This is a genomic window from Streptomyces sp. NPDC002574, assembly GCF_042889545.1.
Lineage (GTDB): Bacteria > Actinomycetota > Actinomycetes > Streptomycetales > Streptomycetaceae > Actinacidiphila.
The window spans coordinates 79,363-96,940 of record NZ_JBIARB010000008.1; the positions used below are offsets into that span (position 1 = coordinate 79,363).

The 17,578-nt window shown below is 72.6% G+C and carries 12 protein-coding genes; 5 read left to right on the forward strand and 7 right to left on the reverse strand.

Annotated features, from left to right (window positions below; translation table 11 throughout):
* Nucleotides 1–160: 160 nt before the first annotated feature.
* Nucleotides 161–1,108, reverse strand: a complete 948-nt coding sequence (locus ACFYXS_RS20395) for a N(4)-(beta-N-acetylglucosaminyl)-L-asparaginase (protein ID WP_389250027.1) — start codon at nucleotides 1,106–1,108, stop codon at nucleotides 161–163.
* Nucleotides 1,109–1,179: 71 nt separating this feature from the next.
* Nucleotides 1,180–1,773, reverse strand: a complete 594-nt coding sequence (locus ACFYXS_RS20400) for a CGNR zinc finger domain-containing protein (protein ID WP_389250029.1) — start codon at nucleotides 1,771–1,773, stop codon at nucleotides 1,180–1,182.
* Nucleotides 1,774–1,910: 137 nt separating this feature from the next.
* On the opposite strand from ACFYXS_RS20400, the gene ACFYXS_RS20405 reads away from it, so the two are divergent.
* The 3 genes from ACFYXS_RS20405 to ACFYXS_RS20415 all read left to right on the forward strand — a co-directional run bounded on the left by ACFYXS_RS20405 (nucleotide 1,911) and on the right by ACFYXS_RS20415 (nucleotide 7,653).
* Nucleotides 1,911–2,771 carry a DUF427 domain-containing protein gene (locus tag ACFYXS_RS20405; protein ID WP_389250032.1) on the forward strand — a complete coding sequence of 287 codons (861 nt, stop codon included), beginning with the start codon at nucleotides 1,911–1,913 and terminating at the stop codon, nucleotides 2,769–2,771.
* An 81-nt stretch (nucleotides 2,772–2,852) separates the two neighbouring features.
* Nucleotides 2,853–3,569, forward strand: coding sequence for an SDR family oxidoreductase (locus tag ACFYXS_RS20410; protein WP_389250034.1), 717 nt, complete (start codon nucleotides 2,853–2,855; stop codon nucleotides 3,567–3,569).
* Nucleotides 3,570–3,822: 253 nt separating this feature from the next.
* A complete protein-coding gene (locus tag ACFYXS_RS20415; protein ID WP_389250036.1) occupies nucleotides 3,823–7,653 on the forward strand; it encodes a S8 family serine peptidase in 3,831 nt (1,276 codons plus the stop codon).
* Nucleotides 7,654–8,052: 399 nt separating this feature from the next.
* Here the strand turns inward: ACFYXS_RS20415 and ACFYXS_RS20420 are convergent, their stop codons facing one another.
* Nucleotides 8,053–9,321 (reverse strand): MFS transporter, encoded by a 1,269-nt coding sequence (locus tag ACFYXS_RS20420; RefSeq protein WP_389250038.1) that lies wholly within the window; start codon nucleotides 9,319–9,321, stop codon nucleotides 8,053–8,055.
* A 238-nt stretch (nucleotides 9,322–9,559) separates the two neighbouring features.
* Between ACFYXS_RS20420 and ACFYXS_RS20425 the strand changes: the two genes are divergently transcribed.
* On the forward strand, nucleotides 9,560–10,321 hold the full coding sequence (locus ACFYXS_RS20425) for a class I SAM-dependent methyltransferase (protein ID WP_389250040.1): 762 nt from the start codon (nucleotides 9,560–9,562) through the stop codon (nucleotides 10,319–10,321).
* A 72-nt stretch (nucleotides 10,322–10,393) separates the two neighbouring features.
* Here ACFYXS_RS20425 and ACFYXS_RS20430 read toward each other — a convergent pair whose 3' ends face one another.
* From ACFYXS_RS20430 to ACFYXS_RS20445, 4 genes are all read right to left on the reverse strand, one after another.
* A complete protein-coding gene (locus ACFYXS_RS20430; RefSeq protein ID WP_389250042.1) occupies nucleotides 10,394–13,051 on the reverse strand; it encodes a hypothetical protein in 2,658 nt (885 codons plus the stop codon).
* The gene (locus tag ACFYXS_RS20435) at nucleotides 13,048–13,848 is read right to left on the reverse strand and encodes a carbohydrate ABC transporter permease (RefSeq protein WP_389250044.1); all 801 of its coding nucleotides are present in this window, start codon (nucleotides 13,846–13,848) and stop codon (nucleotides 13,048–13,050) included. The genes ACFYXS_RS20430 and ACFYXS_RS20435 overlap by 4 nt, the downstream gene beginning before the upstream one ends.
* A gap of 113 nt (nucleotides 13,849–13,961) precedes the next feature.
* Entirely contained in the window at nucleotides 13,962–14,942 is a 981-nt protein-coding gene (locus ACFYXS_RS20440; RefSeq protein WP_389250046.1) for a carbohydrate ABC transporter permease, read from the reverse strand.
* The gene (locus ACFYXS_RS20445; RefSeq protein WP_389250048.1) at nucleotides 14,921–16,204 is read right to left on the reverse strand and encodes an ABC transporter substrate-binding protein; all 1,284 of its coding nucleotides are present in this window, start codon (nucleotides 16,202–16,204) and stop codon (nucleotides 14,921–14,923) included. Before ACFYXS_RS20445 ends, ACFYXS_RS20440 begins: the two co-directional genes overlap by 22 nt.
* A gap of 301 nt (nucleotides 16,205–16,505) precedes the next feature.
* Here ACFYXS_RS20445 and ACFYXS_RS20450 point away from each other — a divergent pair, with 301 nt between their 5' ends.
* Nucleotides 16,506–17,534 (forward strand): LacI family DNA-binding transcriptional regulator, encoded by a 1,029-nt coding sequence (locus tag ACFYXS_RS20450; protein ID WP_389250050.1) that lies wholly within the window; start codon nucleotides 16,506–16,508, stop codon nucleotides 17,532–17,534.
* Nucleotides 17,535–17,578: the final 44 nt, after the last annotated feature.

The window sequence follows — 17,578 nt, forward strand, 5'->3', positions numbered from 1 at the left end:
CGGGGCGCCCGGACGGCGGCCGTCGGCGCCGGGGCCGCGGGCACCGTGGGGGCGACGGCACGGACCATGCACACGGAGGCGCCGCGGGCCAGTCGGGGCGGCCCGGTACATCACCGTCATGGCCCACGGGTCCCGGGGGCGAGCCCGCCCCCGGGCGGCCTCACGCCACGCGGCGGGGGTGCAGTTCCGGGCCGGTCGAGCCGTCGGTCATCACCGCGTAGACGCTGCCGTCCTGGCCGGCCGCGCCACCGTGCCGGCCGTCGGGCGTGAGGGCCAGCGCCCGCAGTTCGGAGCGGTACTCGTCGGGCAGGCTCGCGGTCTCCCGCAGCGCGATACGGCAGGCGTCGGCGGGCTCCTTGCCCAGGGCGAGCAGGTCGACGACGGTCCGCGCGGTGCCGCCGCGCATGCTCAGTTCGCCGCGCCCCGTGCAGGCGGCCCCGCCGCCCCGCAGATCGCACCAGTTGCCCGCGCCGGGGACGGCGGAGTCGCCCACCCGCCCCGGGTACTTGAACGGGTAGCCGGAGGTGGAGACCCCGACACACAGTTCGCCGCTGCTGTCCAGCGCGATGATGTTGATCGTCCCCCACGGGCCCTCGTGCGGCGCCATCCGGCGCACCAGGTCCAGCGCCGCGCGCCGGTAGCGGTGGTCGCCGTCGGTCGCGACGGTGTTCTCCCCCTCCACCGCGTCGGCGGCCGTCAGCAGTTGTTCCCGCCACAGGGCGCGGGCCTCGTCGGTCAGCAGGTCGGCGGGGGCGAATCCGTTCTCCCGGGCGAAGAGCGCCGCGCCCTCGCCGACCAGCAGGCAGTGCTGCGGCAGCCGCTCCAGTACCGCCCGGGCCACCGATATCGCGTTCGGGTACCCCCGCAGCGCTCCGACCGCGCCGAAGCGGCGGTCGGAGCCCAGCATCACCGACGCGTCGAGTTCCACGACGCCCTGCGCGTTGGGCAGTCCACCGGTGCCGACGTAGTGGTCGGCGGGGTTGTCCTCACAGCGGCGCATCGCCGCTTCGACGGCGTCCAGCGCGGAGCCGCCGCGCCGCAGGACGTCCATCCCGGCCGGCAGGCCGGTCTCGCTGCGCTCGCTTCCGATGATGACCGTGCTCACCATGGGTCAACCCTTCGCCTGCGGTGGTCGCGTGGTGCCCCATGATCACCGCCTCCCGGTGCGCGGGACAACCGTCAGCCCGCGTGGGTACGCGCGTAGTGGCGCGCGACGCGAGCGCGGTTGCCGCAGATGTTGCTCGTGCACCACTTGCGTCGCGGGTTCTCGGCGAGGAACAGCATCGAGCACTCGGGGTTCGCGCAGCGCCGCAGCAGCCGCAGCCGGTCGGGGCTGCCCAGGAGGGCGACGGCCTCGCCCGCGATCGCGGCGAGTGCCGCGTTCCCGCCGTGCTCGGTGTGCCAGCGGGTGACGGCGCGCGGCCCGTCGCCGGTGACGACCAGGCGCGGGCTGGCGGGCACGGACGAGGCCGCGGCGTTGACGTCGTCCACGGCGGCGGCGTCCGCGGGCCGGTCCTCCAGGTGGGCGTCCAGCACCTCCCGGATCGCGGCACGGAGCCTGCGCGTCGCCACGGGGGTGGGGGCGGGGCCCGGGGGAAGCCGGCGCGACTGGACGTCCCACCAGGCGGTCGCGGCGGAAGGCGCTTCGATGAGGTCGACGGGCGGTTCGGCGACCATCATCAAAGTGTCGGCGAGGTCCAGCGCGACCAGGGGCTCGCCCCCCATGGGGAAGCCCGCCGCCTGAACCTCCTCGACACTTACTTGAATGCTCACACAGCGATGCTACCCATTAGTCACTGCGGCGTCCAGGTGGCATACACCATCGAATCCTCGGCAGGTGTTGCCTTCGCCACCTAACGGAACTACGGTCGAGTTACGCATTAGTCATCGAGCACGGAAGAGGGACCGCCATGGGACTGTCATGGCAGCAAGGACCGCTCTCCACCACCAGGAACGGACGCTTCCTGGTCCCGGACCCCCTGCCCGAGCGGATGCTGTTCGCCGAACGGCTGCGCCGCCGCATGAGGGTCCGGTACGCGGACGAGTGGATCGCCGACAGCGAGGACGTGGTCCTGCTCCACGAGCCCGGCCGCTATCCGGTGGCCTACTTCCCGCGGGTCGACGTCCGGGACGACGTGGTGCTCCCCGCCGAGCGCACCACCCGGCACCAGGACCTCGGCGAGACCTCCTGGTTCACGGTGCGGGCCGGCGACCGGCACACCGAGCGCGCCGCCTGGGAACTGACCGCGCTCCCGGAGCACGCGAGCGAGCTGAGGGGACACGTCGCCTTCGCCTGGCGGGCGATGGACGGCTTCTACGAGGAGGACGAGCGCATCCTCGGGCACGCCGCCGACGCCTACCACCGCATCGACATCCGCGACACCTCCCGCACCCTGGAGGTGCGCTCCGAGGGCCGCGTCGTGGCCCGCTCGGAGCATCCGGTGGTGCTGTACGAATCCGGGTTCGCGCCCCGCTGGTACGTGCCGCGCGCCGACATCGACGAGACGGCGCTCGCCCCCGTCGAGGGACAGACGTTCTGCCCCTACAAGGGCCTCGCCGACTACTACGACATCGACGGCTCGCGGAAGGCCGCGTGGTCGTACCGCGACGCCTATGCGCAGGTCGGACGGGTCAGCGGGCTCGTCTCGTTCGAACCGGACCAGGTCGAGGTGCTGCTCGACGGCAAGCGGCTCGCCCTCGAACCCGGCCAGCAGGTCATCCCCCACGGGGTCGACCGCGGCCTGGACGCCGCCGAGGTCCGCGGCGCCTGACCCCCGCGACTCGTCCCCGTCCGTCCCGTCCGTTCCGTCCGCCTGCGCCGCTCGCGGGCGGTACCGCCGAAGGAGATCCCCATGCCCACATCCCTCAAGGACCGGACGGTCCTCGTGGTCGGCCGCGGCAGCGGGATCGCCCGGGCGATCGCCGACGCGGCGCTCGCCGAGGGCGCACGAGTCGTGGCCGCCGGCCGTACCGTGACCGGCCTCGAAGAGGCCTACCGCGACACCGGCGTGACGGTACGGCACGTCGACCTCACCGACGAGGCGTCGATCGCGGCCCTGGCCGAGAACCTCGGCGCCGTCGACCACATCGTGTCCGCGGCCTCGGCACGCGCCCGCGGCCTGGTCGGCGAGTTGAGCCCCGAGGCGATCGTGCTGTCCTTCCACACCAAGGTCGTCGGGCCGATCATGCTGGCCAAGCACTTCGCGCCCCGGATGCCCGGGGACGGCTCGTTCGTCCTGCTCTCCGGTGTCGCGGCCCTCGAACCCGATCCCGGCTTCATCGGCGTCGCCGCGACGAACGGAGCGGTCAACACCATCACCCGCTCCCTGGCGGTCGAACTCGCCCCGATCCGCGTCAACGCCATCTCCCCCGGCACCGTCGACACGGGCGCGTGGGACGCGCTGGGCGACCGGAGGAAGAGCGACTTCTTCGCCCGGCTGTCCGCCGCCAATCCCGCCGGGCGCATCGGCACCACCGAGGACGTCGCCCAGGCGGCGGTCTTCGCGATGACCAACACCTTCATGACGGGCGTCTCCCTGCCCGTCGACGGCGGCCAGCCGCTCGTCTGACCCTCCGCCCCCCGCCCCGGGCCGGACCCGCTCCTCGCGGACCGGCCCGGGGCGTCGCCGTGCCGCGAACCGCCCATCCCTGGCCGTGTTGAGACCCGCCGGCCCGGTGGACGGGCCGCTCATGGCACCCCTGTCGTCCATGGGACATGGCGCCGATGCGACGCCGCCACGTGTTGGCGGCGCGGTGTCCGGTGCGGATCATTCATCGAGGCTCCCGATTTCCCAAGCCATTTGTGCTCCGTTAGGAGATCCTTTGCCTCCCTCTTTCCGGCGTGACCGGCGGATCACCGCCGTCGGCATCGCCCTGGCCCTGCTCCCCGCGCTCGGCGCCGTGCCCGCCGCCGCGTCCGCGCCCCACACCACCACCGGCACGGCCGCCGACCTCGCCGCGCGGGCTGCGGCGCACGGCAGTGGCGCCCCCCGTACCGTCACGTTGATCAACGGCGACGAGGTGACCGTTACCGGCAGCGGTGCGCTCACGGTCACGTCCCTGCAGGACGCCGAGGGCCGGCCCGTGGCCGCGTCGACCACGAAGGTCGACGGCGAGACCTACGTGTATCCGCAGGAGGTCATGCCGTACGTGTCGGCCGGCGTCCTCGACAAGAACCTCTTCAATGTCACGCGCCTGCTGGCCTACGGCTACGACAACACCCGCGCCGACGGCACGCCCCTGATCGTCCGCTACTCCGACACCACCCACGCCCGCGCCAAGGCGATACCCGAAGCCGCCACCGGTGTGCGCTCCCTGACGAGCATTCAGGGAGTCGCGGTGACGGAGAAGCACGATGGCGCGGCAAGGTTCTGGGACTCCCTCACCGAAGGCGTGAACCCGGATGCCCTGACCCGCAGCAGCACACTGCGCGCCACACTCGACGGCGCACGGGGCGCCGCGAAGAAGGTCCCCGCGCAGAAGCGGGCCGTCGCCCCGCTCCTGGCGGGCGGCATCGAACGGGTGTGGCTGGACGGCAAGATGAAGGCCGATCTCGCCGACACCGTTGCCCAGATCGGGGCGCCCGAGGTGTGGAAGGGCGGCAACACCGGTCAGGGTGTGGACGTCGCCGTGCTGGATACCGGTGTCGACGACGGCCACCCCGACCTGGCCGGACGGATCGCCGCCGAGCAGAGCTTCGTCCCCGGCGACACGGTCGTCGACCGGCACGGGCACGGGACGCACGTCGCGTCCACCATCGTCGGCACCGGAGCCGCGTCCGACGGCAAGGAGAAGGGCGTCGCCCCCGGCGCCCGGCTGCACGTCGGCAAGGTCCTGGACAACACCGGGTCGGGCCAGACCTCATGGATCCTGGCAGGCATGGAGTGGGCGGCGCGCACCGAGCACGCCAAGGTGATCAGCATGAGCCTGGGCGGCTCCGACCCCAGTGACGGCTCCGACCCGATGAGCATGGCCGTGGACAGCCTGAGCGACGAGACGGGCACGCTGTTCACGATCGCCGCGGGCAACACCGGCCGGAGCGGGACCATCAGTGCCCCGGGGGCCGCGAACGAGGCCCTGACCGTAGGTGCCGTCGACTCCTCCGACGCGCTCGCGGACTTCTCCTCGCGCGGGCCGCGCGCCGGTGACGCGGCGATCAAGCCGGAGATCACCGCGCCGGGCGTGGCGGTGTCGGCAGCACGGTCGCAGTACTCGCCGGGCCAGGGCTCGTACACGACGATGAGCGGCACCTCCATGGCGACCCCGCACGTGGCCGGCGCGGCCGCGCTCGTCGCGGCGGCGCACCCCGGCTGGACGGGCCGGCAGATCAAGGACGCGCTGGTCAGTACCGCCAAGGCCACCCCTTCGTACACCGCCTACCAGGCGGGCAACGGACGGGTGGACGCGGCGGCCGCCGCCTCCGCGACGCTGTTCGCCACGGGCACCGTCTCCGAGGGCGTGCAGTCCTGGCCGCCCGCCCCGGGCGCGGCCGTCGAGCGTGAGGTGACCTACACCAACACGGGCGGCACCCCTGTCGCCCTCGACCTCGCGGTGAAGGCCCCCCGGTCCCCCGCGGGCCTGTTCACCCTGTCGGCGCCGAAGGTGACCGTGCCCGCTCACGGCACCGCCGCCGTGACGGTGACCACGCACCTGGACACCGCGGCCCGCGGCACGTCGTACGACGCCCGTGTCGAGGCGTCGGTCAACGGCACGGTGACCGCGGCCACTTCGGTGGGTGTCTCGACGCAGAACGAGCAGTTCGAGCTCAACCTGGTGCCCAGGGACCGCTCCGGAGAGATCGCCACCGGCGAGACCCTGGTCTTCGTGCAGCAGGGGCAGGACCCCGGGCTGGCCGGATGGCTCACCATCGAGGGACCGGTCACCTTCCTCATGGACGGCGGCCCCTGGACCGTCGCCGCCACCGTCCCGGTGGAGGGCGTTCACGGACCGCACTCGCGCGGACTCGCCCTGCTCGCCGCGCCGGAGTTCACCCTCGACCACGACACCACCCTCACCCTCGACGCCTCCAAGGCGCGCCGGCTGACCGCGGTCACCCCCAAGGAGACCGTCACCACCGAGATGCGTGTCGACTACGTGCGGACCCGTGAGGCCTCCGGCACCTGGGAGTGGAGCTTCACCTCCTGGCCCGACTACGACGGCTTCTTCGCGCTGCCGACCGGCAAGAAGGTCGAGGACGGCACCTTCGACCTGCGGGCACGCTGGCGCAATGAGCAGCCCGTGCTGAAACTCTCCTCGGACGGCGAGGACGTCGACGACATCCTCGTACGCCAGGCCGCGCAACCGCTGCCCAAGGGCAACCTCCGGCTGGACACCGTCTGGGCCGGGCAGGGCACCGCGGCCGACTACACCGGTCTCCAGGTCCACGGCAAGGCGGCCGTCGTGCGCCGCGACGAGTCCGTCTCCCCGGCCGAGCAGACCGCCGCGGCGGCGGAGGCCGGGGCCCGGATGCTGATCGTCGTCGACGGCGGGGACGGCCGGCGGCTGGACCCGCGGACGGACGGGAGCCCGCCGATCACCGTCGTCGCGGTCGGCGAGGACCAGGGAGAGGCCCTGATCCGCCGCGCCATGGAGGGCGGTGCCTCGCTGCGGCTGCACTCCGACCCGGAGACCGACTACCTGTACGACCTCACCCGCGTCTGGTCGGGCGCGGTGCCGGACGATCCGACGTACCGGCCGCAGGCCGGCGAACTGGCCGAGGTGAAGACGGAGTTCGACAACTACCGGGACGGCGACGCGCGGGACTACCGCTACGACATCTGGCCCGGCTTCTCCCTGGTGGGCCTCGGCACCGAACTCCCGCGTCCGGCAAGGGGAAGTCGCACCGACTGGGTCTCCACCGCTTCCGGCGTCCAGTGGGCGCAGGCGGCCACCGTCATCGGCGAGGTCAGGATCCTGGCCCCGCAGCGCACGTACGCTCCCGGCAGCGTGACCCACGACCAGTGGTTCGCGCCCATCGCCCGGCCGCGGGCCAACTACGCCTTCCCCGGCTCCAGCAGCTGGCGGCAGGACGACGCGCTGTTCATCACGGTGCCGGGCTGGGGTGACGCGGGCACCCGCCGTGAGGGCTACGCCGTCACCCCCGACGCGCAGGCCACCGCGTCGCTGTACCAGGGCGGCACCCTGCTGGCCAGCCTCCCCGGCACCTTCGTCTACACCAGCGGCCTGAAGCCGGAGCCGCTGCCGTACCGGTACGTCCTGGAGACCGCCCGCGGCGACTGGGCAAGCCCGTACTCCACCAGCACCCGTACGGCGTGGGACTTCACCTCCGCCCCCGGCAGGCTGTACGAGGGCGTCGCCCTGCCGCTGATCCAGCTCGACTACGCCGTCGACACCGACGACCGGGGCAAGGCCGATCGTGACGCGCGCTTCACGGTCACGCCGTCGCACCTGACGTCACCCGAGGCGGAGCAGCAACTGCCGCCCACCTCGGCCATCGACGAGGTCGGCCTGGAGATCTCCTACGACGACGGCGCCACCTGGCACAAGGCCCCGCTCAAGCACATCGGCGACGGCTGGCGCGCCCGCCTGGACGCCCCCCGGCAGGCGTCGTACGTCACCCTCCGCGCCACCGCCTCCGACAACCGGGGCAACGCGGTGGACCAGACCGTCACCCGGGCCTTCGGCCTGAAGTGACCCACCCCCGGCGCGGGCCGGAGCGGCACACCGCCCCGGCCCGCGCCGGACAATCTGGACTCCGTGCGGGACCTGCAGATGTACGCCGGAGCGATAGCCACCGACTTCGATCGGGACCGGCGCGAGGTCCGATCGAGGACCGGCCGCGGCGACCGGTCGGGCGACGGGGCAGTTGGGCGCACGGCACCCTGTACCACCGAGGCACCTCGCCGCTCGAGGGCCGGCTCGAACCGGTCACCTGGCGGTCCGTGGCCCTCCAGTTGTCGGCCGCCCGGATCTACGAGTAGCCACGGTGGGCCGCATCCGACCGGCGTGGACTCAGGCCGACTTCTCGCGGATGATCTCGATCCAGGTCGCGTGCGGTTCCTCCGCCGCGACCGCCGCGACGACTCCGGGGCATCACTCAGGGGCCGACGTGGGCGTCCGGAGCGGCGGTTGTGCGGCGTATGCGGGCGTCACCGGACGGCGCACCTGGCTCCACACCGTGACCGCGGACGCCAGGGCAGGAGTCACGGCGAGCACGAAGCACAGTGCCAGGGGAAGTCTGCCGATCACGAGGCCGACCGCGGCCGTCCCGCTCGCGGATCCGGCGTTGATCGCCGTGTTCACCCAGGCGCCGGCCTGGTTGCGCGTTCCGGCGGCGGCGGTCTCGTCGGCGATCAGGTAGGCGGTACTCAGGGCGGGTGCGACGAACAGTCCCGCGACTGTCACCACGGCCGCGAGGACCCACGGATCGGGGGAGATCCCGGCCGCGGCGAGAGGGAGCGCCATGCCCACGGTGAGGATCGGCAACCGCTTCCGGGCAGGGGCACGCCAGGACCGGGCGCCGTAGGCCAGCCCGCCGACCGCGCTGCCCGCGGAGAGCGCGGCCAGGATCCAGGAGACCGCTCCGGGCTGCTGCTGCCGTTCGGTGACGGCCACGACCAGCAGGTCCAGGGCTCCCAGGCACACGCCGGCACCTGCCGCGAGCGCCACCGCCCGCCCCAGGTCGGGACCGGGCTTCCACCACCGCTCCGCTTTCGCCGCGGGGCCGTCCCCCGGCCCCTCGACCGGTCCGCCCGCGGCCAGGACCGCGGGGGACGAGACGAACGCGAGCGTGCCGGTGAGCACCAGGGCGGCGCTGACCGCGACGGCGACCGCGGGCGTGGCCAGTGCCACCAGCAGGCCCACCAGCAGGGGCCCGGTGACGAACAGCAGCTCCTCCGCCACGGCGTCCAGGCTGAAGGCCCGTTGCCGCAGCTGGTGATCGGGCATCAGCGCGCCCCACACGGAGCGCATCACGGGACCCAGCGGCGGCGTGCAACTGCCGGCGAGTACGGCCAGGAACGCCAGGAGCAGCCCGGGAGCGCCCGGCCTCCAGGTGGCACCGGCCAGCGCGCCCAGGAACAGCGCGTATGCGCAGGCCATCGGGGTGAGTGCCCGGCGCGGCCCGTGCCGGTCGACGAGAGCGGCCCGGACGGGGGAGAGAAAGACGCTGGTCAGTCCGAACAGGGCCATGACGGCGCCGGCGGTCCCGTACGAACCGGTGGATCCCTTGACCGCGAGCATCAGCGCCAGGGAGACCATCCCGTACGAGAGGCGGCCCAGCAGAGCCGCGCCGAACGTCCGGGAGGCATGGGTGGTCCGCAGCACGGCGGAGTACGACGGTGTGCGAGAGGACGAATGCACAGAAGGTTCCTCGAATGGGCAGCGCGCGAGCGCGCGCCGCGGGCGTACGGGGACATCACATGACCGGCACCCACGGGGCCCGGTCGGCGCGACGTCCTACGCACGGGAGAGGAACATGCCGCTCACCGTATCAGAACGGGCCATGCCGGAACCGGGGTGCGCAGAAGCGGCGTCGATCTCCAGAACGACGCCACGACGCCCCGACGACCTGCCGGGACAACCGGACGGAGACCGCAGCATGCCCCCAGCCGAGCACCATCCGCAGCCCGGACCCTCGTCCCGGGTGAACGACTACGACAGCTTCGCCGCGTCGTACGCGGCCCAGAGCGAGACCAGTCTCGTGAACGCCGGGATCGAGCGGCCCGCGATGCTGTCCCTCGCGGGTGACGTGGCCGGCCGCCGGATCCTGGACGCCGGCTGCGGCGCAGGGCCCCTTTCCGCCGCCCTGCGCGATCGGGGTGCCCGCGTCACCGGCCTCGACTCCAGTGCCGGGATGCTGGAGCTGGCGCGGCGCCGGCTGGGCGCCGACGCGGAGTTGCACGTGGCCGATCTGGGCGACCCGCTGCCGTTCGCCGACGGCGCGTTCGACGATGTCGTCGCGTCTCTGGTGCTGCACTACCTGGAGGACTGGGGGCCGACGCTGACCGAGATGCGGCGGGTGCTCCGGCCCGGCGGCCGGCTGATCGCGTCGGTCCAGCACCCTTTCGTCGACTACATGGTGCAGGACCCCCGGCCCGACTACTTCGCGACCACCGACTACACCGACGCATGGGACCAACTGCTGGGACAGCCCGCACCGATGCGCTTCTGGCGCAGGTCGCTGCAGGCGATGACCGGCGCCTTCACCGCGGCCGGCTTCCGCTTGGCCGTCCTGAGCGAGCCGACGGTCGATCCGGCCGCCCGCGAGGTGTTCCCCGACGAGTTCCAGCACCCGAAGCTGAGCTTCCTGCTCTTCGTGCTGGAGGTGCCCCTGGAGCCCGCCGCCGGGTCGGCCGGGTGACGGCCGGCGGACCGGTGGTTCGCCTTCGGGAAGGGACGCGGAGGGCGTCCCTTCCCGAAGGTTCCGCGAAGGTCAGGTTCCGGGCCCGCGGACGCCGGTGAGGCGTCCGAACACGTTCTCCAGGGCCGGCGCACCGGGCTGCAGCACCTCCGCCGCGATGCCGAAGAGGCCCGCGAGCACGGCCTCGGTGACGGCGACCGCGGCCACGCTCTCGCGGTTGGAGACACCGCGTTCGGCGACCCGGTAGGTACCGTCCGGGGTCACCTCCATGGCCTGGCCCCACAGTGCGCCGGAGGTCGCGCGGTGCGCCCGGCGCAGGATGCCCGCGGCGAGGTCCGGGCGGCCGAGGCGGCACAGGCCGTACGCGGTCGCGCCCGGCCAGGCGGCGAAGGCGCCCGCGGCACCGTGGTCGGGGCGGTCGGAGAACGGCGCGACCGGGTCGCGCGGGTCCAGGGCGCGCATCCAGTCGCCGTCGAGCAGCCGCCCGGTGACGAAGGCGACCATCTCATCGCGGTGCGCTTCCGTCAGGTCCTCGCTCATGTCGGCGGCGACCAAGACGAAGTCCAGGCAGTGCCCGATGACGTCCGTCCCGTGAGGATGGCTGATGCGCCAGCGCCCGTCTCCCGCGTACTGGCCGAGCACCGCGCGGGCCAGCCGCTCGCCCTCCGCCTCGGCCCGCGAGGCCTCGGCGTCGTCGCCCAGGGACCGCAGCAGCGTGCCCAGTGAGCGCAGCATCCCGGCGTACCCGGCGTTGAAGGAGACGACGGTGTCCCGGTAGTTCGGCACGCACTCCAGCAACTCCCATGCGTCGGAGCCGAGGTCGGCGAGGACGCCGTCCGCGTACCGGGCGCGCCGCTCGCGCGGCCGGAAGGCCATGGTGCGCAGGTGGTCCAGGACGGCGCGGTCGCCGGCCCGTTCGGCCAGGACGCCGGTGTCCCCGGTGACGGTGACGTACGTGGTGGCGGTGCGGAAGAGGGCGTGGTCGTTGGCCGCGTAGTGGTTGCCCACCGGGAGCAGGTTGTACGTGTCGAAGGAGTGGCAGTGGTCGTAGGGCTGCGCGAGGGCGGCCAGCAGCCAGGCGCGCATGCCGCGGGGCTCCAGCAGCGCGGCGGTGCGGGCGAACTCGGACTGGTCCCAGAAGTAGGTCGTGGTGGGGCCCAGGCGCGGTCCGCCGGTGAGGAAGACGGGGCCGGTGCGGGACACACGGGTGTTGCGCATGTACACCGCGAGCAGCGCGCCCAGGTAGTAGGTGCGCGCGAGGTCCGCGTCGCCGGTGTGCAGGACGGGCAGGTGGCCGGAGAACTCGGGGTTGCCCGGGGTGAAGGCGTGCCGCCAGGTGGCCCGCCAGCGCTCGGCGACCCCCGCGAACACGGCCCCGAAGGTGCGCGCGGCCGCGGTGGCCACGCTGTGGGTGCTCTCCTGCGACGACCCGATGTCGAGGACGAATTCCAGTGCGCGCGCCTGCCCGGGCGCGAGGCGGACGTCCCAGTGCGCCAGCCCGCGGGCGCCGCGCGCGGTCAGGGTGTCCGGCGGCTCGGCGAAGGCGTAGGCGGATCGCGCCGGGCTGCGGGAGTCGGCGACGCACAGGGCGCCGTCCACCACGCGGGCGGTCCAGCGCTGGTCCTCCCACCAGGGCCGGGTGCGGGCCCGCTCTGTGCCGTCGAGGTCCAGACGGGCGCCGTCGTCGCCGAGCCGGAGCTCGACACGGTGCCACTGCCCGACGGTCAACGGCACCTCGGTGCCGACCTGTTCACCGCCGATACGCAGGAAGAGCCGCCCGTCGTCGAGCCCGATCGTCGCGGAGTCGGGGTGGTTGCCGTGCGTGATCACGACGCCGTGGGCGGCGGACTGGTCGACGCGCACCCGGAGGGCGAGGACGTCCCCGGCGCCGAGGGCGGCGGTGCCGACGCGCAGGTCGGTGCCGGGCCGTACGGTCCAGGCGGCGCCGTCCGCGCCGATCCCGGTGACCGTGCCGTCGGGACGGCGCACCTCCAGCCGGTCCACCAGGCACGGGGCGCCGGGCTCGCGCACCCGGCCGGCGTCCGGGGTGGAGTGGTCGGGCAGTTCGGACTCCAGGAGCATCGGCGCCGCGTCCTCGTCCCGCTGGATGCCGGGGATGCGCGGCGATCCGAGCCGCAGCCACCGCTCGCCGTGCGGCAGCGTCTGCACCTGCCGGGGACGGTCGGCCAGGACCTCGGCCCGCAGGCGTTCGGTGGCGTAGAAGTCGTGGTGGTGGCCGTGGTTCCACGGGGTGCCGTACAGCCAGCCCCAGTCGGTCTCCCGGTGCGCGAACATCGCCAGGAGTTCCTGCTCGACGCGGGTGTGCAGGGGCTCGTCGGAGGTGTTGCGCAGGGTCACCCGCCACAGCAGCCGGCTGCGCTCGTAGACCATCCGCACCTCGGTGTGCACGGTCAACGCACCCCTGTCGGCGGCGCGTTCGACGCCCCACGGGGACCAGCGCAGCCGTTCGGCGGCGAGGGGTGTGCCGTCGACACGCAGCACGCCCGTGTGGTAGCCGCCGCTGTACGGCGGGAAGGCCAGCCAGGACAACGATGTCAGGTCCTCGTTCACATGCCCCTGCCCCCACTGGTTGCGGAGGCTGGGCAGGTGCGCGAGCCGGGCGGCGGGCATCCAGGCGCCGGCGAGTTCGTCCAGGGCGGGTATGCCATCGGCGGCCGGCCCGGGGGCGGGGGCCGGAGCGGGCGCCGCGGTCCGCGGCGTCGCGCTCACTTGGCCGATCCCGCGGTGAGCCCGGCGACGAACTGCTTCTGCATGAGCAGGTATCCCGCCACCGGGATGATCCCGGCGAGGAACATGATGCCGAACAGCTGTCCGTAATCCATCTGGTACTGCCCCACGGAGAGATAGAGACCGGTGGTGATGGTCTGGCCCTGCAACGGACCGAGGATGAACTGCGGGTTGAGGAAGTCGTTCCAGATCCACAGCGACAGGAAGATCGCCACGGTGGCGGTGGCGGGGCGCACCAGCGGCATGATGATCGTCCACCAGATCCGCAGTCCTCCGGCGCCGTCCAGTCGTGCGGCCTCCACGACCTCGTCCGGCACCGCCCGCATGAAGCCGACGTAGACGAAGACCGCGAAGGAGAAGTAGCCGCCACCGAGGTTGGACAGGATGAGCCCGGGATACGAGTGGTCCAGGCCGAGGAAGGCCAGGATCCGGATGGTCGGCAGCAGCACGACCTGCGGCGGGATCATCAGCCCGGCCGCGAGGACCGCCAGGATCACCGCCCGCGGCCGGGTGCGCCGGCGCGAGATCCAGAAGCTGAACGCCGAGCCGAGCGGGATCAGCAGCAGCACCGAACAGACCACGACGATCAGGGAGTTGCGCAGTCCGAGCTGGATGAGCTGGTCCGGCCGGCCGAGCGCGGTGGACAGGTTGCCGAGCGTGGGGTGGACCGGGGGCGCCGCCGGGTTGGCGACGATGGCGTCCTCGGTCTTGAACGCGTTGACGATGGTCAGGTAGATGGGGCTGACGAAGAGCAGCACCAGGACGATCGCGGCGGTCATCCGGAGCGGGGAACGCAGGGAGCGGAGCCGCCCGGATCGCCCGGGGGCGGCCGCCGGCCGCTGCGGCCTCGGCGGGCGTCGGGTGGCCGGGCGGGCGGGGACGTGCTGGACGGTCACAGGTCGACCTCCCTGCGGCGCAGGATGCTCGTGACGGACAGGGCGATGACCGCGGACAGTGCCAGCAGGAACATGGCGACGGCCGAGGCGTAGCCGAACCGGTCACTGGTGAAAGCCATCTTCACGATGTACTGCGCGGTGGACTGGGTGGCGTTGGCGGGTCCGCCGGAGGTGAGGACCTGGATGATGTCGTAGAGCTTGAGCACGGTGATCAGTGAGATGGTCACGCTGATGGTCGTGGCGGGGGCCACCATCCGCAGCGTGATCGTCCGGAACTGCTGGGGGGCGGTGGCGCCGTCGATGGAGCTCGCGTCGTACAGCTCCCGCGGGATGTTCTGCAGCGCCGCGAGGTGGACCACGGTGGTGAAACCGGAGAGCACCCAGGCGACGACGACGCCCACCGACAGCTGGGCCAGGTGGGGCCGGCCGAGCCAGTCCACCGGCTGGTCCATCACATGGAGCTTCAGCAGGGTGTCGTTGAGCAGACCGTCCTGGGTGAAGATCGCCTTCCACACGAAGCCGACGATCACCCCGGAGACCACCTGCGGCAGGAACGCGACGGTGCGCAGCACCCGGTAGGTGAGCCGGGTGCGGTTGAGCAGCATGGCGAGCAGCAGGCCGGCGACGTTCGCCACGGCCGTCACCCCGACGGCCAGCGCCAGGGTGAACAGGACGCTGGCGCGCAGCTGCGGGTCGTGCAGCATCTCCGTGTAGTTGTCGAACCCGATCCAATTGCTGCCGGACTTCAGGGGGTTCTCGTCGGTGAAGCTGCTGCGCAGGCTCATGAGGACCGGGACGATGATGAAGACCGCGTAGAGCAGCAGGCCGAACGCGGCGATCAGACGGAGCCCGAGGTCCTGTGAGGCGTCGCGGAACCACGTCGACAGCGGTTTCACCCGCCTCCTCCTTTCATGGGTGGTGCCGGTGTTGCCGGGGTTGCCGATGGCCTCGCCGGTCACTTCGTCGCGGAGTCCCACGACCGGTCGAGCTTGGCCATCTCGCCCTTGACGTCGTCGGTGTTGAACAGGGCCTGGGCGGCGGCGTAGAAGTCGTTGTTCAGCGAGCCGGGCAGCGCGTCGTCGTTGGTGGCCCAGCCGATGGCGCTGACCTTGGTGTTGTCCTTGGTGACGAAGGCGTAGGAGTCGGTGAAGGCGGGACTGACGTTGACGCCGTAGTCGTCGAGCGTCTTGTCCTTCAGCATGGGGTAGGCGCCGTCACCCTCGATCAGGGCCTTGAGGTTGCCCGCGTCGAGCGACCACGCCTTGGCGAAGGCCATGGCGCCCTTGGCGTCCTTGGCCTTGGCGCTGATCGCCATCGAGCCGCCCACCGCGAAGGGCACGACCGTCGACCCGTCGTCGGTCGGCCAGGGGAAGACGCCGATGGTGTCCCACTGGTCCTTGGGGATCGCGCCGAGGTACCAGCTGCCCATGGGGTACATCGCGGCCTTGCCGCCGTTGAAGTCCTTGATGGAGTCGGCGTAGCTGACGTTGAGCGCGCCCTTCTCGAAGTAGCCCTTCTCCACCAGCGTGCGCATCTTGGTCGCGGCGGCGACCACCTCGGCGTCGGTGAACTTCACCTTGCCCTGGTAGTGCTGCTGGATCCACTGCGGGTTCTTGCCCAGCACGTCGGCGCAGAGCGCGCCGGTGAGCGGCATGCCCGCGGCGAAGGGGTCGTTGCCGCCGAGCTCGATGGGGGTGACGCCGGACGACTTCAGCTTGTCGGCCACCGCGAGGAACTGCTTCCAGGTGGTCGGCGGGGTCACTCCGGCCTTCCGGAAGAGCTTCTTGTTGTAGAAGACCAGCGGGATGATCTGGGAGTTGGTCGGCGGGATGTAGACCTTGCCCTTGATGGCGTTGCCCTGCGGCAGCAGGAAGTTCTGGTCGATCCAGGACTGGTCGTACGGCGTGAGCAGGCCGGCCTCGGTGTACTGCGCGGGGGTGATGGACTGCAGCAGGTCGGGGAACTGGCCGGAGGCCTGGAGCTGCTTGGCGTAGGAGTCGCGGTCCGTGCTGGGGGCCACCACCTGCTTGACGGTCACGCCCGGTGCGGCCTTCTGCGCCCTGGCGATCGAGTCCGTCCAGAACGCGGGTGTCAGGGTGGGGGTGTTGAACGTCAGGTACGTGAGCGCGTTGCCGCCCGCCCCGCCGGAGGCGGTGGAGGAGCACGCGGCGAGCAGGGAGAGTCCGGCGGCTGCGAGGAGGGCGGTGCTGCGCCTGCCGACGGCCGTTCTTCTGGGCATGGCGGGTCCCTTTCCGGGTGTGGAGTTGTCGGGAGACGGGTCCCGACCCCCCGGGAAGCGGGCCGAACTGCCCGGTGGCGCCCCGCGGCACCCGGCGAACGACCGCATCCCGACAGTGGGATAACGTTGTCTCGCCCAGTACAGTAGGGTTCTCCGACAGCAAGTCAAGTCCTCCGAGGATCACGGGCCGGTTCCGGAACGCACCCGGCGGCCCGCGCGCGGTCCCGGCGGGGGAAACCCGGGAACTCCCGGGGACACTGCGGATGCAGGGGAACGAGAGAACCGCGAGAGGGGAAGCCACGTGCCCGGTCCTGACACCGTCGGCAAGAGCGGTCCGCACCACCCGCGCCGTCCCACGATGGTGGACGTGGCCCGCGAGGCCGGCGTGGCGCTGCGCACGGTGTCGCGCGTGGTCAACGGCGACGCCACGGTCGGCGACGACTTCGCCGAGCGGGTCCGGGCGGCCGTCGACCGGCTCGGCTACCAACCCGACGAGCGGGCACGGCAGTTGCGCAGCGGCCGCACCGGCGCGATAGGCGCGGCGGTCCGTCACATCGCCGACGCGCACCCGGTGCTGCGGGCGATCGACGAGACCGCCAGGGCCGCCGGCCTCACCGTGGTCGCAATGTCGACCGAGGACGACGAGGAACGCGAGCGCGACGCGGTGATGTCCATGTGCCGGCGCCGCATGGACGGCATCATCATCGAGCCGATCGCCCAGGACCACCACTACCTCCAGCCCGAGATCGACTCGGGCCTGCCCGTGGTCGCCTTCGACCGCCCGGCCTCCGGTCTGGAGGTGGACACCGTGCTCTCCGACAACCGGGGCGGCATAGCCCAGGCGTTCGCGCACCTGACCGCCCAGGGCCACCGCCGGATCGGCTACATCGGCGACGACGAGCGGATCCACACCGGACGCGAGCGCGCGACCGCCTTCCGGGAGGCGCTGTCCGGGATCGGCCAGCCGCTGGACGGCATGGTGCACCCCGGCCCCGTCGAACCGGCCCGCGTCGCCGCCGCGCTGGCCGCCCTGCGCGACCGGCCCGACCCGGCGACGGCCCTGGTCACCGGCAACTTCAGCACCACCGTCGCGGTGATCCGGGCGCTCGGCGCCGACTTCGGCGGCATCGCCCTGGTCGGCTTCGACGACTTCGGCCTCGCCGACCTGCTGCGTCCCGGGGTCACGGTCGTCGCCCAGGGCGACGAGGAGATCGGCCGCACCGCCATCGAGCTGCTCACCGCCCGACGCGCGAACCGGGCCCGCCCGACCCGCACGGTCATCGTCTCCACGCGGCTGATCCCGCGCGGGTCGGGCGAGTTGGCGCCCTGAATCGCGGTACGGGCCCTTTACAAGCGCGTCGGCACGCCTCTATA

Excerpts from the sequence above, each read along its gene's own strand:
- ACFYXS_RS20395 (WP_389250027.1), bottom strand. The coding sequence starts at position 1,108 with ATGGTGAGCACGGTCATCATCGGAAGCGAGCGCAGCGAGACCGGCCTG.
- ACFYXS_RS20445 (WP_389250048.1), bottom strand. The coding sequence starts at position 16,204 with ATGCCCAGAAGAACGGCCGTCGGCAGGCGCAGCACCGCCCTCCTCGCA.
- ACFYXS_RS20410 (WP_389250034.1), top strand. The coding sequence starts at position 2,853 with ATGCCCACATCCCTCAAGGACCGGACGGTCCTCGTGGTCGGCCGCGGC.
- ACFYXS_RS20405 (WP_389250032.1), top strand. The coding sequence starts at position 1,911 with ATGGGACTGTCATGGCAGCAAGGACCGCTCTCCACCACCAGGAACGGA.
- ACFYXS_RS20425 (WP_389250040.1), top strand. The coding sequence starts at position 9,560 with ATGCCCCCAGCCGAGCACCATCCGCAGCCCGGACCCTCGTCCCGGGTG.
- ACFYXS_RS20435 (WP_389250044.1), bottom strand. The coding sequence starts at position 13,848 with ATGACCGCCGCGATCGTCCTGGTGCTGCTCTTCGTCAGCCCCATCTAC.